We start from the raw sequence: 15,177 nt of genomic DNA on the forward strand, positions 1-15,177 counted from the left end.
TGTGATCAGTCGATCAGCGGCAACAGCGCGTCGACCGATTTCTTCGCATCGCCATAAAACATCCGGGTGTTCTCCTTGAAGAACAGCGGGTTCTCGATCCCCGAATAGCCGGTGCCCTGACCGCGCTTGCTGACGAACACCTGCTTGGCCTTCCACACCTCGAGCACCGGCATCCCGGCGATCGGGCTGTTCGGGTCTTCCTGGGCGGCCGGGTTGACGATGTCATTGCTGCCAATGACGATCACCACGTCGGTCGAGGGGAAGTCCTCGTTGATCTCGTCCATTTCCAGGACGATGTCATAAGGCACCTTAGCCTCGGCCAGCAGCACGTTCATGTGCCCGGGCAGGCGACCGGCGACCGGGTGAATGGCAAAGCGCACGTTCTTGCCTGCGGCGCGCAGCTTGCGCGTCAACTCGCTGACCGACTGCTGCGCTTGCGCGACGGCCATGCCGTAGCCAGGGACGATAACCACGCTGTCGGCATCGTTCAGCGCCGCAGCAACGCCTTGGGCGTCGATGGCGACCTGCTCGCCCTCGATCTCCATCGCCGGGCCGGTGGTGCCACCGAAACCGCCGAGAATTACCGAGACGAAGCTGCGATTCATCGCCTTGCACATGATGTAGCTGAGGATCGCACCGGACGAGCCGACGAGGGCACCGACCACGATCAGCAGGTCATTGCTGAGGGTAAAGCCGATCATCGCCGCGGCCCAGCCCGAGTAGCTGTTCAGCATCGACACGACCACCGGCATGTCGGCGCCGCCGATGCCCATGATCAGATGATAGCCGACAAAGCCAGCGAGGATCGCGATCAGCAGCAGCGACCAGATCCCGGCGCCCATCATGTAGGCGACCAGCAGCAGCAGCGATAGGATGGCGGCGCCGAGGTTCAGCATATGGCCGCCCGGCAATTGCCGCGGTTTGCCGTCGATCTTGCCGGCCAGCTTCCCGAAGGCCACGATCGAGCCGGTAAAGGTCACGGCGCCGATGAAGACGCCCAGAGCGACCTCGACCTTAAGCATGGCGATTTCCGCCGGCGTCTTGTGGGCGAGAACTCCAGCAAAGCCGTGGAAGACCTCAGCCGCGTCGCTGGCGCGCAGACGTATCAGGCGCCCCAACTCGATCTGCGCGTTAAGGCCGACGAATACGGCCGCAAGGCCGACCAGGCTATGCATCGCGGCGACCAGCTGCGGCATCTCGGTCATCTGCACGCGGGTCGCGACGACCCAGCCGATGCCGCCGCCGATGGCAATCATGATGAGCGAGATGAACCAGTTGCCCGCGCCCGGCCCGAAAAGCGTTGCGACGATCGCGAGGGCCATGCCGACGATGCCGAACCAGACCGCGCGCTTGGCGCTTTCCTGGCCGGAAAGCCCGCCCAGCGAGAGAATGAACAGGATCGCGGCGACGACATAGGCCGCGGTGGTTACGCCGTAAACCGGCAGAGCCTGCAGGACGCCGGGTGCGGTGGTGGTGACGATGGTGGTTTCCACGCGCGCCTCCTCAGGACTTCTGGAACATGGCGAGCATCCGCCGGGTGACGAGGAAACCGCCGAAGATGTTGATCCCCGCCATCAGCACCGACAGCGCGGCGAGGATCACGACCAGGGCACTGCCCGAGCCGATCTGCATCAGCGCGCCCAAGATGATGATGCTGGAAATGGCGTTGGTGATGGCCATCAGCGGCGTGTGCAGGCTGTGGCTGACGTTCCAGATCACCTGGAAGCCGATGAACACGGCCAGCACGAAGACAATGAAATGCGAGAGAAAGCTGGCCGGGGCGGTCAGGCCGACCAGCAGCATCAGCACCGCGCCGATGGCGATCAGCGTCACCTGACTGCGGGTCTGCGCCTTGAAGGCCGTGATCTCGGCCGCGCGCTTTTCGGCAGCGGTCAGCTCCTTCGGTTTGTCCTTGGGTTTCTGGACGGCAATCGCCTGTACCTTGGGCGGCGGCGGCGGGAAGGTAACGTCGCCGGCATGGGTCACCGTCGCGCCGCGGATCACGTCGTCATCCATGTTCTGGTTGATGACGCCATCCTTGGCCGGTGTCAGGTCAGACAGGAAGTGCCGGATATTGTTGGCATAAAGCTCGGACGCCTGGGCGCCCATGCGGCTGGGGAAATCGGTATAGCCAATGATCGTGACGCCGTTCTCGGTCACGATCTTCTCGTCGGCGACGGTCAACTCGCAGTTGCCGCCACGCTCGGCCGCCAGATCGACGATCACGCTGCCCGGCTTCATCGCTGCGACCATGTCCGCCGTCCACAGCTTGGGCGCGGGGCGGCCGGGGATCAGCGCCGTGGTGATGACGATGTCCATCTGCGGGGCAAGCTCGCGGAACTTCTCCAGCTGCTTGGCCTGAAACTCCGGGCTCGACGGCGCGGCGTAGCCGCCGGTCGCTGCGCCGTCCTGCGCGGCGCCCGCGAAGTCGAGATACACGAACGAGGCGCCCATGCTTTCGATCTGCTCGGCCACTTCGGGACGCACATCAAAGGCATAGACCTGCGCGCCGAGGCTGGTCGCCGTGCCGATGGCTGCAAGACCCGCGACACCTGCGCCGACGACCAGCACCTTGGCGGGCGGTACCTTGCCCGCGGCCGTCACCTGCCCGGTGAAAAAGCGCCCAAAATTGGCTGCCGCCTCGATCACCGCGCGATAGCCGGCGATATTGGCCATCGAGGACAGCGCGTCCATTTTTTGCGCACGACTGATGCGCGGCACCATGTCCATGGCGATGGTGGTCACGCCCCTGGCCCGCGCGGCCTCCAGCAGTTCGGGGTTCGAGGCCGGGGTGATGTAGCTGATAAGGGTCTGGCCCTCGTGCATGCGGTTCAGTTCGGCATCCGTGGGGGCGCGGACCTTGGCCAGAACGTCCACCGCTTCGGTCAATGCAGCGGCGGTCGGCAGCACCTCGACCCCAGCCGCGCGGTACTCGTCGTCGGAAAAGCCGGCCCGCGAACCCGCCCCCTGCTCGACCAGAACCTCGTGCCCGAGTTTTTTCAGATGCGCGGCCGAGGACGGAGTCACGGCTACCCGTGCCTCGCCTTCCGCCACCTCTCGCAGAGCGCCGACCTTCATCCGCCTGTCCCCCGTCCTGTCATTGTGCCGTCTCTAGCTTGCGCAACAATCTTTCGCAAGATTGCCAACCAAAGTCAGATATGAAAATCACCCTTCCCGCGCGAGCTGGGAATCGTAGTCGCTGACCAGAAAATGCAAGGGCGCCTCGTCCTCGTCGATGCTGGAAAACCGGCCGATCGGCTCGGCAAAGATGTTGTCAGTCAGGTCGTCATTGACGGTGGACACCTCGCCGATCAGGACCGACCCGCCTTCGCCCCAGAAGGCGTGCCAGTCGCCGGGCCGAAGTGTCACACTTTCGCCAGGGGCGAGGTGAAGCAAGCCGCCCGCCTCGATCTCGCGGGCAATGCCGTCGCAATCCACGCGGCAGCCGGCCATCCGGTCGAGCCGCCCCAGCTCGTCGCTGCCGCATAACTGCACGGCTAGCGTCGCGCCCGAGCGGTTGATGATGTCCTCGGTCTTGCGCAGATGGGTATGCATCGGGCTGATCTGGTTTTCTTGCGAGATCAGCAGCTTTTCCGCGTAGACCATGCCCTGCCCGGCGGCCAGATCGGCCTGGCTGCCATTGCGCAGGGTAAAGAGGAAAAGGCCCAGCTGGTCGAACTCGCCCTGCCCATAGTCGGTGATGTCCCATCCCAGGCGGGCGTCGCGGATGGCGGGGGTCGCGCGGGCGCGAAACTCCTCTGGCGTCCAAGCGGCAAAGGGCGGCAGGTGAAAGCCGCCGTGTGCGATCATGCGCGCGGCATCGTCCATGATCCGGTTGATGCGCGAGCGTTTCAGCGAGCGTCCCCCATCAAATCAAATCCACCGTCGCACGCGCGAGGCATAGGCTTGGAACGCCGGGCCGAAATGACACCGCAAGCCTGCCTCCTCGGCGAGGATAAAGCGTTGCTGGATCAGCGCCGCCAAGGCTGGCAGTACGATCAGTCCCAGCGGCCGCCCAAGCAGCAGCAAAAGGCCGCCCGCCAGCAGCAGATCGCCCAGATAGATCGGGTTGCGGGACAGGCGGAAGACCCCGTCAGTCACGATAGCGTCCGGCACCCGACCGGGCATCACTGTCGTTCGCGCCCGGATCATGACCAGGGCCGCCGCCACGATCAGCAGCGCCCCCACACCGGCGATCAGCAGGCCGATGGCATGCATCCACCCGGCGCCGGGGACCGGCCACAGGCCGCCCACCAACCACCCGGCGATCAGGGCCAGCGCGACCCAGAACGGTGGCAGTGCGGCCAGTTGCCTCATCCAGACGCGGCCTCCTTGGCCTCCAGACGGCGGCGGTGCAGCACCGGCTCGGTATAGCCCGAGGGCTGGATGCGGCCCTGGAAGACCAGATCGCAGGCGGCCTGGAATGCCACGCCGTCAAAGCCGGGGGCCATGGGCTTGTAGGCGGGATCGTCCGCGTTCTGGCGGTCCACCACCGCCGCCATCTTGCGCAGCCCGTCCATCACCTGCGCCTCGGTGATGATACCGTGGTGCAGCCAGTTGGCCAGGCTCTGGCTGCTGATGCGCAGCGTGGCCCGGTCCTCCATCAGCCCAACGTCGTGGATGTCCGGCACCTTCGAGCAGCCGACGCCCTGGTCCACCCAGCGCACGACATACCCGAGGATGCCCTGCGCATTGTTTTCGATCTCGGCCGTGATCTCGGCATCGGAATAGTTGCGGCCGGTGGCCAGCGGCAGGGTCAACAGGTCGTCCAGCCGCGCCGGGCGCGGATTGGCAGCGAGTTCGGCCTGGCGCGCGGCGACATCGACGTCATGGTAATGGGTCGCGTGCAGCACGGCGGCGGTCGGGCTGGGCACCCACGCCGTATTCGCCCCGGCCTTGGGATGGGCCGATTTCTGCGCCAGCATGTCGGCCATCCGGTCAGGCATGGCCCACATGCCCTTGCCGATCTGCGCCTTGCCGCGCAGGCCGGCGGCCAGGCCGATATCGACGTTGCGATCCTCGTAGGCGGCGATCCAGGGCTGCGATTTCATCTCGCCTTTGGCGACCATCGGGCCGGCCTCCATCGAGGTGTGCAGTTCGTCCCCGGTCCGGTCGAGGAAGCCTGTGTTGATGAAGGCGACCCGGTTCTTTGCCGCGCGAATGCATTCGGCAAGGTTTGCCGAGGTGCGGCGCTCCTCGTCCATGATGCCCAGCTTGACCGTGTAGCGCGGCAGGCCGAGTGCATCCTCGACCACGTCGAACACCTGGCTGGCAAACGCAACCTCTTCGGGACCGTGCATCTTGGGCTTGACCACATAGACCGACCTGCAGGTGCTGTTGCGCGGGCCGTCCTGCTTTTGCAGGTCGGCCATGGCGCAAAGCGTCGTGACCATCGCGTCGAGCAGCCCCTCGTAGACCTCGGCGCCGTCCCGGTCGAGGACCGCGGGCGTGGTCATCAGGTGGCCGACATTGCGCACCAGCATCAGGGCCCGGCCCTTGTGGCTGGCGGGGCTACCGTCCGGGGCGGTGTAATTGAGATCCGGGTTGAGCCGGCGCGTCATGCTGCGGCCGCCCTTTTCCAGCACCTCGGTCAGGGTGCCATTCATCAGGCCCAGCCAGTTGGAATAGGCCAGCGTCTTGTCCGGGCCGTCCACGGCGGCGACGGAATCCTCGCAATCCATGATCGCCGACAGCGCGGCTTCAAGGATGATATCGCTGATGCCGGCTTTGTCCTGCCCACCAACCTGGGTCGCCGGATCGATGATGACGCGGATCATCAGCCCATTGTTCCGCAGCCAGATTTCCGACGGCGCGGCAGGATCGCCGGTATATCCGGCGAATTTCGCCGGCTCGCGAAGCGCCGGCACGAGGGCGCCGCCCTCGGCCGACAGCTTGTTGATGTCCGACCACGACCCGTCCGCCAGCGGCGCCGCCCGGTCGAGAAAACCTCGGCCCCAGGCTATGACCTGCGCGCCGCGCTCGGCGTCATAGCCCTTGCCCGTGGCGAGGCTGCCCATGGCGTCCGTGCCATAAAGCGCATCGTACAGGCTGCCCCAGCGTGCGTTTGCGGCGTTGAGCGCGTAACGCGCGTTCATCACGGGGACGACGAGTTGCGGGCCGGCGATGCTTGCAATTTCCGGGTCGGTGCCCTCGGTCTCGATCACAAAAGGACCGCCATCGGGGACAAGATAGCCAATCTCGCGCAGGAAGGCGGTATAGGCGGCAGCGTCATGCGGCTGACCGCGACGCTCAAGATGCCAAGCGTCGATCCGCGACTGCAACTCCTCGCGCCGATCCAGCAGCGCGCGATTGGCCGGGCCGAAACGGTGCAGCAAGTCCGACAGCGCGGACCAGAACCCCGCGCGCTCGATCCCGACGGCGGGCAGCGTCTGGTCCTCGAGAAACTGCGCAAGTCCCGCCTCGACCTGCAAACCTGCCCGTTCTACCCGCACTATCCGTTCCTCCCGTGAAGCTGGGCGCGACGCTAGGCGAGCCGGCAGGGCGTTACAAGCGCACGACCCTGCGCAATTGGCGGCGGCCCTATGCAGAACGTCGGCCAAGCCTTGGAATTGCGGCGATCTGTCGCGATTAGCCGGCTTTGCTGATAGGCAGCATATCCCCACGGATGGCAAATGAAAGGCCGCCGCGCAGGGGCTGCGCGGCGGCCAAGTGTCGTCAGGCCGTGATCAGTTGCTCGGGGCCGGGGTAGTGCCGGTAGCAGGCCTCGTCGTGGTGGTTGAGGACGAGCTTGCTGCAGGCGCCGTGTCCGTGGTCGTGGTCGTGGTGGACGAGGTGCTGGCAGCCGGCGCGGTGTCAGTGCTCGTCGTGGAGGACGAGCCAGCCGCGGGTGCCGTCTCTGTCGTCGTGGTCGATGACGAACTGGCGGCGGGCGCGGTGTCGGTCGACGTGCTCGAGGACGAGCCCGCCGCGGGGGCGGTGTCCGTCGTCGTGCTGGACGAGGTCGACGGCGCGGTGGTGCTGGTCGAGGACGACGAAGCGGCCGGAGCCGTGTCGGTCGAGGTCGAGCCGCTCGCCGGGGTCTCGGTCGTCGTGGTCGATGAGGTGCTGCCAGACGGGGTTTCGGTCGTGGTGGTCGACGACGAGGTGCTGGCCGGAGCCGTCGTGTCGGTCGCAGCGGGCGTGGTCGTCGTGCTGCTGGTCGATGCCGGCTCGGTCGTCGTGGTCGAGCTGGTAGTCGAGGTCGCAGGCTCGGTCGTCGTGGTCGACGCGGCCGGTGCGGTCGTGGTCGTGCTGGACGTCGCCGGCTCGGTCGTCGTTGTGGTCGAGGTGGTCGACGTTGTGGCGGGCGTATCGACCACAACCTCGTCGCGGCCCATGAAACGGGACAGCACGAAATAGGCCAGCGCCAATGCCAGCAGGATGCCGATGATCAGCGGCAGCGGCGACGAACGCGTCTCGACCGGCTCGACATAGGTTTCGCTGACGACGGTACGCTCGCTCGGGTCTACCGGGCGATGCGGATCGGTCCGCGTGGGATCATTGGGATCGTAGCTCATTCAGCTTCTCCTTGGCCGGTTCGCAACGTTGCTCGGGCTTCCCCCCGACGGATTGGCAGTTTGCCACGCGCCATCAGCGGCGTCAGCTTGCGGCCTCTCCCTGACCCGGTAAACTGCACCTTGAAGCACAAGTTCCCGCACCGCCATATTTTTCCGCAGGACCAGACGAATGAATGAACCCGTGACACAGTACCTGGCGGAATGGCGCCCCTACCCGTTCCGCCTCCTGGAGACGCGGCTGGACGTGACGCTGTCCCCGCGCGCGACCACGGTCCGCTCGGCCCTGCGGTTCGAGCCCTTGCAGGCGGGTGCAGACCTTGTGCTGGATGGTGAAGGGCTTGCCACCCAAAGCCTGGCCATCGACGGCCGCCGGCTCGACCTGGCAGCGCCCGCCGGGGGCCCGCTGGTGATCGCCGCGGCCGAATTGCCGCACGGCCCGTTCACCTTCGAGGCGGAGGTCACCATCGATCCTGAGGCGAACACTGCCCTCGAGGGTCTTTACCTGTCTAATGGCATGTTCTGCACGCAATGTGAGGCCCAGGGGTTTCGCCATATCACCTGGTATCCCGACCGTCCCGACGTGATGGCCCCGTTCACGGTGCGCCTGAATTCGGACCTGCCGGTCCTGCTCTCGAACGGCAATCCGGTCGCCTCGGGGCCGGGCTGGGCGGAATGGCACGACCCCTGGCCCAAACCCGCCTATCTCTTCGCGCTGGTCGCCGGCGATCTGGTCGCGGTGCCCGGCAAGTTTACGACGGCTTCGGGCCGGCCGGTCGCGCTGAATGTCTGGGTCCGCCCGGGCGATCAGGACCGGGCAGGATTTGCCATGGAGGCGCTGATCGCCTCGATGCGCTGGGACGAGCAGGTCTATGGCCGCGAATATGACCTTGACGTGTTCAATATCGTGGCCGTCGACGACTTCAACATGGGCGCGATGGAGAACAAGGGCCTCAATATCTTCAACTCGCGTCTTGTCCTCGCCTCGCCCGAGACCGCGACCGACACCGATTACGAGCGGATCGAGGCGGTCATTGCACATGAATATTTCCACAACTGGACCGGCAACCGCATCACCTGCCGCGACTGGTTCCAGCTGTGCCTGAAAGAGGGGCTGACGGTCTTCCGCGACCAGCAGTTCACCTCGGACATGCGCAGCGCAGCGGTCAAGCGCATCGAGGACGTCAAAACCCTGCGTGCCCGACAATTCCGCGAGGATCAGGGCCCCCTGGCCCATCCGCCGCGTCCGGATCATTACCAGGAAATCAACAACTTCTACACCGCGACCGTCTACGAGAAGGGCGCCGAAGTCATTGGCATGCTCAAGCGGCTGGTCGGCGATGAGGGCTATCGCAAGGCGCTGGACCTCTATTTCGAGCGCCATGACGGGCAGGCCTGCACCATCGAGGACTGGCTGAGGGTATTCGAGGACGCGACCGGCCGCGATCTGGCCCAGTTCGCGCGCTGGTACACCGATGCCGGCACGCCGCAACTGACCATGACCGAGCACTGGCGGCCTGACGCCGCTGGGGGCGGCAGCCTGACGCTGGGCTTTACGCAGGCCACGGCGCCCACCCCAGGGCAGCCGAACAAGGCGCCGCGCGTCATTCCGATCGCGGTCGGCCTGATCGGCCCCAATGGCGACGAAGTCATGCCGACCAGGATCCTGGAAATGACCGAGGCGGCGCAGTCATGGACCTTTGACAGCCTTGGCGCGCGACCGGTCGTCTCGGCCCTGCGCGGCTTTTCCGCGCCGGTCACACTGCAGCGCCAAATGGATGGCCCGACCCGCGCCTTTCTGCTGGCGCATGACACCGACCCATTTGCCCGGTGGGAGGCGGGCCGCGGTCTCGCGCTGGAGGCCCTGATCGGCATGGCGGCGGGCGCCGCCCCCGACCCGGGTTTCGTGGCCGCCATGGGCGCCGTCATCGCCGACAACACGCTCGACCCCGCTTTCCGAGCCCTGGTCCTGCGCCTGCCCGGCGAGGACGAGATCGCTGCAGAGACAGCCAGCCGTGGCAACGTGCCCGACCCGGACGCGATCCATGCCGCTCGCGAGGGACTGGCGCGGGCACTGGCCGAGGCGCATCAGACCCCCTTGGGAGCGCTCTATGACGCAATGGCCGTGCCCGGCGAATATCGCCCGGATGCCGCGGATGCCGGCAAACGCGATCTGCGCCTCGCGATCCTTGCGTTGCTGACCCGGATCGACGGTGGTGCGCGAGCGCAGGCTCTATGGGATAGCGCCGGCAACATGACCGAGCGACTCGGCGCGCTGGCGTCGCTCGTCGCCGCTGGCCGGGCCGAGGCAGCGCTGAGGCAGTTCGAAGCGCAGGGCCGCGGCAACCGGTTGGTGATGGACAAGTGGTTCGGCGTGCAGGTCAGCGCCGCCCCGCCAAAGGATGCGCTGGCGACCGCCGAAAGCCTCTCGCAGCGGCCCGATTTCGACTGGAAGAACCCGAACCGCTATCGCGCGCTGATCGGCGGCTTTGCCGCGAACCATGCCGCCTTCCACGCCGCGGATGGCGGCGGCTACCGCTTTGCAGCCGGCTGGATCAGCCGCATGGACGAGTTGAACCCGCAGATCGCCGCACGCCAATGCTCGGTATTCGAGACATGGGCCCGCTACGACGCCAGCCGTCGTGCCCATGCACAGGCCGCGATGCAGGCGATCGCCGCGCGTCCGGGCCTATCGCGCAACACTAAGGAAATGATCTCTCGTCTGCTGGGCGCGGGCGGGCGTTAGTCCGCTTGCGCCCGCCCGCCGCTAGGACATAATCGCGGTATGGACGCCCGGAAGGAAATGCAGAGCCGCCTCGACCCGCTCATCGCCGAGCGGGCGCCGTGGTTCTTTTCAGGACGCGCGCATCATGCGGTGTTCCGCAGCGCCTTGATGGCCTTGCTGCACTATCCGCGCACGCTGGACCTGGCGGCCGAGTTTCGCGATCTGCCCTCGGCCGAGATCTTTCGTCGCATGCAGGCCCTGATCGTGCGCGACCTGCGCGTCGAGGGGCTGGAGAATATCCCCGCCACCGGCCCGGCACTGATCGTTGCGAACCACCCGACCGGGATCGCTGACGGGTTGGTGCTGGACGCGGTCGTCTCGGCCGTGCGCGACGATCTATTCATCTATGCCAACCACGACATCATTCGCGTGCTGCCGCAACTGTCCGACATCATCGCCCCAGTCGAATGGCGCGTCGAAAAGCGCAGTCATGCCAAGACCAAGGCGACGATGGACTACACCCGCGCCGCACTGGCGCAGGGCCGCATCGGGCTGATCTTCCCATCGGGAAGGCTGGCCAAGCGCGTCGGCCTGACGCTTAACGAGCGGCCGTGGATGTCCTCGGCGGCGATGATCGCCAAGAAGTTCGACGCGCCCGTGATCCCGCTGCGGATTTTCGCCCGAAACTCGGCCTTCTTCTATGCGCTGGACAAGGTGCACCCGACGCTGCGCGACGTCACTTTGTTCCATGAGGTGCTGAACAAGGCCGGCCACACCTACAAGATCACGGTCGGTCGGCCGATTTCCGCCGCCAGCCTTCCAAAGAGCAGCGAGGAAGGGATTGCCGTCCTGCGCCGCGCGGTGCTGGAATTGCGCGAGCCCGGCCCTGATGCCCGCCGGCTGGAGCAGATCGACGGCCTCAAGCGCCGGCGGCGTCACGCCCGCATCGCCGCGAAGGAGAAAAGCTGATGCCCGCCTATGTGGTCGCCACGCTGAACGTCACCAACCCCGAGCCTTACCGCCGCTACGCCAGCGTCACGCCCGAGGTGATCGCCCGTCACGGCGGCCGCTTCCTGACCCGTGGCGGCGCCATTGAGGTGCTGGAGGGGGCTGGCGCGCCGCAACGCATGGTGCTGATCGAGTTTCCCGATGCCGAGGCCGCCCGGGCCTTTTACGGCGATCCGCTGTATCAGGAAGCGGCGATCTATCGCCGAGAGGGGTCCGAAAACGGGCTGTTCCTGTTGCAGGAAGGCGTTCCGGACAGCACCGCCCCCGATCCCGACCTCTGACGTCCGCTCGGGCCGGGCGCGCGCGCCAATGGCGGCCGCCCTGCCCTGACGCAGCTCAGTGTTCCTCGGCCTGATCCGCGCTGGTGGCGTTCAGATGGCCATACAGCTGCCCGCCCAGATCGCCATAGAGGTCCAGTTGCGTCTCGAGGAAGTCGATATGGCCTTCCTCGTCCTGGATCAGATCGTCGAACAGCGACTTGGACACCTGGTCATTGACGCTCGCGCAATACTGGCGCGCCTCAAGATAGAGGTTGCGCGCATCATGCTCGCCGGCGAGGTCGGCATCCAGCGTTTCCTTGAGGTTCTGGCCGATCCGCAACGGATCGAGGCGCTGCAGGTTCGGATGGCCTTCGAGGAAGATGATGCGGGCGATCAACCGGTCGGCATGCCGCATTTCTTCGATCGATTCGGTGCGCGATTTCTCGGCGATCTTGCCGTAGCCCCAGTCTTCCTGAAGGCGGTAATGGAGCCAGTACTGGCTGACCGCCGTCAGTTCGGACCGCAATGCTGCGTTCAGGTATTCGATAACCTTCTCGTCGCCCTTCATTCACCGCTCTCCTAAGCTGTGGACCGGCGCAGGCCGGTGAGTTCCGCCGGCACGTCGCTGGCCTGCACCCCGTTTGCGGTCGGCACGGCAAAACCGGGCGCGTCGCGCATTGTGGCCACGAACAGCGCCGCGCAGCCTCCGCAATCGGCACGTTTACCGAGTGCGCGGAAGACCTTGCCGGCGGTGATGATGGTATCGCAGTCGGATGCGCGCATCCAGCCTACTGCGGCGCGCACGTCGTGGTCGGTAATCGACTGGCAGTGGCAGATGATCATGGCGCGAGCCTCGGGGCGGAGTCGGCGCAAACCTTAGAGAACTAGTCGGATTTGTCAAGAAAACCCCTTAGGTGAGGCGATTCCACTGACTTTTAAGTAAACTCAATAGTATCAATAATTTATTAGAGACTTCGAGATAAGTCCTGCGAACCAATTCAGGGAGGGACTTACCGTGACACTTTCAAAAACCGTAACGCTTGCCATTGCCTCGTTGACTGCCACCTCGATTCTGGCGGGCTGCGCTACCAAGAGCGAGGATATTTCCGCCAGCTACGTTTCGCCCAACATGTTCCAGCAGCAAAGCTGCGGACAACTGGGTGAGGAGGCGCAGCGCCTGTCGGCTCGCGCCACGGCGGCCGTGTCGGCGCAGGACCGGAAAGCGTCGAACGATGCTGCCGCCACCGCGGTCAGCCTGGTGCTGTTCTGGCCGGCCGCTTTCCTCATCAAAGGCGACAAGGCTTCGGCGGCTGAGGTCGCCAGGTTGAAAGGCGAGATGCATGCGATCGAGCAGGCAAGCGCTCAAAAGCGCTGCAATATTCGCTTTAACAGCTGACGACTAGCGCCCGACCACCATGTCGTCGCGGTGGATCAGCGCCGCGCGGCCGGGATGGCCGAGGATTGCCTCGATCTCGGCGCTGCGGTGGCCGGAGATAGCGCGCGCCTCGTCCGCGGAATAGCGGATGAGGCCGCGCGCCAACTCGGCGCCCATGGCGTCGCGCACCAGCACCGGATCACCCCGGCCAAAGCGGCCGGTGACCGCGGTGACCCCCGCCGGCAGCAGGGACTTGCCTTGCCCAAGTGCGGCGGCGGCTCCTGCATCGACTGTGACCTCGCCCTTGGGCTTCATTGCCGCGATCCAGCGCTTGCGGGCGAGATGCGGGTCGCCCTCGGGCAGGAACCAGGTCGTCCGGGCACCATTGGCAACGGCGCTCAGCGGGCGCAGGACCGAGCCCTCGGCGATGGCCATGGCGCACCCGCCGGCGACAGCGGTGCGCGCGGCCATGAGCTTGGTCGTCATCCCGCCCTTGCTGAGGCTGCCGACCGGGCCAGAGGCCATGGCCTCGATCTGCGCCGTCAGCCGGGCGATCACCGGCAGGTGGCGGGCGCCGGGATCGACCTTGGGATTGGCGGTGTAGAGGCCGTCGACATCCGACAGCAGCAATAGCTGGTCCGCCCCGACAGTGACCGCGACCTGCGCGGCCAGCCGGTCATTGTCGCCGTAGCGGATTTCGTCCGTCGCGACGGTGTCGTTCTCGTTCACGATTGGCACGACGCCGAGCGACAGAAGCACTTCCAGCGTGGCGCGGCTGTTGAGGTAGCGGCGCCGGTCGGTTGTATCCTCCAGCGTGACCAGTACCTGCGCCGTGGTCACGCCATGCGGGGCCAGGGCGGTCTCATAGGCGCGGGCGAGGCGGATCTGGCCGACCGCCGCGGCAGCCTGGCTTTGCTCCAGCGTCAGCGCCCCGGAAGGCAGGCCGAGCACCCGCCGGCCGAGTGCGATGGAACCGGAGGAAACCAGCACCACGTCCGCGCCCCGCGACCGCCAGGCCGCAACGTCATCGGCAAGCGCAGTCAGCCAGTCCTCGCGCAGGCCATCCCCGCCGACCAGCAGGGCCGAGCCGATCTTGACCACCAGCCGCCGCGCGCTGGCGAGATCCGGCACGGCCAATGCAGCCTCGTCGCTCAGGGTCGCCATGCGGCCTCTGCCTCGGGATCGGGCGTCGGCGCGCGCGAGGGCGCGATCTCGACCCAGAGGGCGCGCAGAACCTCCTGCACGCCGGTGCCGGCGACGCCGGATATGGCCATCACCGGGGCGCCGATCTCGGCCTCCAGCGCGGCCCTGCGCTCAGCGATGGTGTCCTCGTCCAGCGCGTCGATCTTGTTCAGCGCAGTGATCCGCGGCTTTTCAGCCAGCAGCGGCGAATAGGCCTCAAGCTCGGTCAGAATCGTGCGGGCGTCGGTCGCCACGTCCTCGGAGGTGCCATCGACCAGGTGCAGCAGCACGCGCGAGCGCTCGACATGGCCCAGGAACTGATCGCCAAGGCCCCTGCCCTCGCTGGCGCCCTCGATCAAGCCGGGAATGTCGGCCATGACGAATTCGTGCCCGTCAACACCCACAACGCCGAGGTTCGGCACGAGCGTCGTGAAGGGATAATCGGCGATCTTGGGCCGGGCATTGCTGACGGCGGCCAGAAACGTGGATTTGCCAGCATTCGGCAGCCCGACGAGACCGGCATCGGCAATGAGTTTCAGCCGCAACCACAGCGTCCGCTCGACGCCGGGCTGGCCAGGATTGGCGTGGCGCGGTGCGCGATTGGTCGAGGATTTGAAGCGCAGATTGCCCCAGCCGCCGTTGCCGCCCTCCGCCAGGCGCACGCGCTGGCCCGGCTCGGTCAGATCGGCAATGATCGTCTCGCCATCCTCGTCCAAAATTTCGGTCCCGACCGGTACCCTCAGCACCACATCGTCAGCTGAAGCGCCGGTGCGCTGGCTACCCATGCCGGCTTGGCCGGACTTGGCGAAGAAATGCTGCTGAAAGCGGAAGTCGATCAGTGTGTTCAGCCCCTCGACCGCCTCGGCCCAGACATCGCCGCCTCGACCGCCGTCGCCGCCGTCCGGGCCGCCGAATTCGACGAATTTCTCGCGCCGAAAGCTGACGCAGCCGCCGCCGCCGCCGCCAGAGCGGATATAGACCTTAGCGGTGTCGAGGAATTTCATGGCCGGCCTCCGGGATTGACGACCGGGTTACGCGGCGAGGCGCTGCGGCGCAAGCCGCGCAAGGCCGTCGGCACGGGGGATGGCCTCTTCGCGATGGCTTGGCCTCTGC

General features: G+C 66.3%; 14 protein-coding genes. 5 read left to right on the top strand and 9 right to left on the bottom strand.

Annotation, left to right across the window (positions count from 1 at the left end; all coding sequences use genetic code 11):
* Window positions 1-5: 5 nt before the first annotated feature.
* From DRW48_RS12510 to DRW48_RS12530, 5 genes are all read right to left on the bottom strand, one after another.
* Complete coding sequence (locus tag DRW48_RS12510; RefSeq protein ID WP_241963264.1) at window positions 6-1,493, bottom strand: NAD(P)(+) transhydrogenase (Re/Si-specific) subunit beta; 1,488 nt, start codon at window positions 1,491-1,493, stop codon at window positions 6-8.
* A gap of 10 nt (window positions 1,494-1,503) precedes the next feature.
* Entirely contained in the window at window positions 1,504-3,078 is a 1,575-nt protein-coding gene (locus DRW48_RS12515) for a Re/Si-specific NAD(P)(+) transhydrogenase subunit alpha (protein WP_114076713.1), read from the bottom strand.
* Window positions 3,079-3,165: 87 nt separating this feature from the next.
* The gene (locus DRW48_RS12520) at window positions 3,166-3,855 is read right to left on the bottom strand and encodes a D-lyxose/D-mannose family sugar isomerase (protein ID WP_114076714.1); all 690 of its coding nucleotides are present in this window, start codon (window positions 3,853-3,855) and stop codon (window positions 3,166-3,168) included.
* An 18-nt stretch (window positions 3,856-3,873) separates the two neighbouring features.
* Complete coding sequence (locus DRW48_RS12525; protein ID WP_114076715.1) at window positions 3,874-4,317, bottom strand: methyltransferase family protein; 444 nt, start codon at window positions 4,315-4,317, stop codon at window positions 3,874-3,876.
* Window positions 4,314-6,455: a malate synthase G gene (locus DRW48_RS12530; RefSeq protein ID WP_114077555.1), complete on the bottom strand. Its 2,142-nt coding sequence runs from the start codon at window positions 6,453-6,455 to the stop codon at window positions 4,314-4,316. The genes DRW48_RS12525 and DRW48_RS12530 overlap by 4 nt, the downstream gene beginning before the upstream one ends.
* A gap of 214 nt (window positions 6,456-6,669) precedes the next feature.
* Here DRW48_RS12530 and DRW48_RS12535 point away from each other — a divergent pair, with 214 nt between their 5' ends.
* The 4 genes from DRW48_RS12535 (at window position 6,670) to DRW48_RS12550 (ending at window position 11,528) form a co-directional block, all read left to right on the top strand.
* On the top strand, window positions 6,670-7,359 hold the full coding sequence (locus DRW48_RS12535) for a hypothetical protein (RefSeq protein WP_162784760.1): 690 nt from the start codon (window positions 6,670-6,672) through the stop codon (window positions 7,357-7,359).
* 327 nt (window positions 7,360-7,686) lie between these two features.
* Window positions 7,687-10,260 (top strand): aminopeptidase N, encoded by a 2,574-nt coding sequence (gene pepN, locus DRW48_RS12540; RefSeq protein WP_114076717.1) that lies wholly within the window; start codon window positions 7,687-7,689, stop codon window positions 10,258-10,260.
* Between the two features lie 57 nt (window positions 10,261-10,317).
* Complete coding sequence (locus tag DRW48_RS12545) at window positions 10,318-11,208, top strand: lysophospholipid acyltransferase family protein (RefSeq protein WP_241963265.1); 891 nt, start codon at window positions 10,318-10,320, stop codon at window positions 11,206-11,208.
* Complete coding sequence (locus DRW48_RS12550; RefSeq protein ID WP_114076719.1) at window positions 11,208-11,528, top strand: DUF1330 domain-containing protein; 321 nt, start codon at window positions 11,208-11,210, stop codon at window positions 11,526-11,528. The genes DRW48_RS12545 and DRW48_RS12550 overlap by 1 nt, the downstream gene beginning before the upstream one ends.
* A 55-nt stretch (window positions 11,529-11,583) precedes the next feature.
* Here the strand turns inward: DRW48_RS12550 and bfr are convergent, their stop codons facing one another.
* Complete coding sequence (gene bfr, locus DRW48_RS12555; protein WP_114076720.1) at window positions 11,584-12,075, bottom strand: bacterioferritin; 492 nt, start codon at window positions 12,073-12,075, stop codon at window positions 11,584-11,586.
* An 11-nt stretch (window positions 12,076-12,086) separates the two neighbouring features.
* On the bottom strand, window positions 12,087-12,350 hold the full coding sequence (locus DRW48_RS12560) for a (2Fe-2S)-binding protein (protein ID WP_114076721.1): 264 nt from the start codon (window positions 12,348-12,350) through the stop codon (window positions 12,087-12,089).
* A 172-nt stretch (window positions 12,351-12,522) separates the two neighbouring features.
* Between DRW48_RS12560 and DRW48_RS12565 the strand changes: the two genes are divergently transcribed.
* Window positions 12,523-12,903 carry a hypothetical protein gene (locus DRW48_RS12565; protein ID WP_199286103.1) on the top strand — a complete coding sequence of 127 codons (381 nt, stop codon included), beginning with the start codon at window positions 12,523-12,525 and terminating at the stop codon, window positions 12,901-12,903.
* A gap of 3 nt (window positions 12,904-12,906) precedes the next feature.
* Here the strand turns inward: DRW48_RS12565 and proB are convergent, their stop codons facing one another.
* Both proB and obgE read right to left on the bottom strand, forming a co-directional pair.
* Entirely contained in the window at window positions 12,907-14,046 is a 1,140-nt protein-coding gene (gene proB / locus DRW48_RS12570) for a glutamate 5-kinase (protein ID WP_114076722.1), read from the bottom strand.
* Entirely contained in the window at window positions 14,034-15,068 is a 1,035-nt protein-coding gene (gene obgE / locus DRW48_RS12575) for a GTPase ObgE (RefSeq protein ID WP_114076723.1), read from the bottom strand. The genes proB and obgE overlap by 13 nt, the downstream gene beginning before the upstream one ends.
* Window positions 15,069-15,177: the final 109 nt, after the last annotated feature.

The sequence above is a fragment of the Paracoccus suum genome (genome assembly GCF_003324675.1).
Classification (GTDB): domain Bacteria; phylum Pseudomonadota; class Alphaproteobacteria; order Rhodobacterales; family Rhodobacteraceae; genus Paracoccus; species Paracoccus suum.

Excerpts from the sequence above, each read along its gene's own strand:
- DRW48_RS12545 (WP_241963265.1), top strand. The coding sequence starts at position 10,318 with ATGCAGAGCCGCCTCGACCCGCTCATCGCCGAGCGGGCGCCGTGGTTC.
- pepN (WP_114076717.1), top strand. The coding sequence starts at position 7,687 with ATGAATGAACCCGTGACACAGTACCTGGCGGAATGGCGCCCCTACCCG.
- bfr (WP_114076720.1), bottom strand. The coding sequence starts at position 12,075 with ATGAAGGGCGACGAGAAGGTTATCGAATACCTGAACGCAGCATTGCGG.
- proB (WP_114076722.1), bottom strand. The coding sequence starts at position 14,046 with ATGGCGACCCTGAGCGACGAGGCTGCATTGGCCGTGCCGGATCTCGCC.
- obgE (WP_114076723.1), bottom strand. The coding sequence starts at position 15,068 with ATGAAATTCCTCGACACCGCTAAGGTCTATATCCGCTCTGGCGGCGGC.
- DRW48_RS12560 (WP_114076721.1), bottom strand. The coding sequence starts at position 12,350 with ATGATCATCTGCCACTGCCAGTCGATTACCGACCACGACGTGCGCGCC.
- DRW48_RS12515 (WP_114076713.1), bottom strand. The coding sequence starts at position 3,078 with ATGAAGGTCGGCGCTCTGCGAGAGGTGGCGGAAGGCGAGGCACGGGTA.
- DRW48_RS12550 (WP_114076719.1), top strand. The coding sequence starts at position 11,208 with ATGCCCGCCTATGTGGTCGCCACGCTGAACGTCACCAACCCCGAGCCT.
- DRW48_RS12525 (WP_114076715.1), bottom strand. The coding sequence starts at position 4,317 with ATGAGGCAACTGGCCGCACTGCCACCGTTCTGGGTCGCGCTGGCCCTG.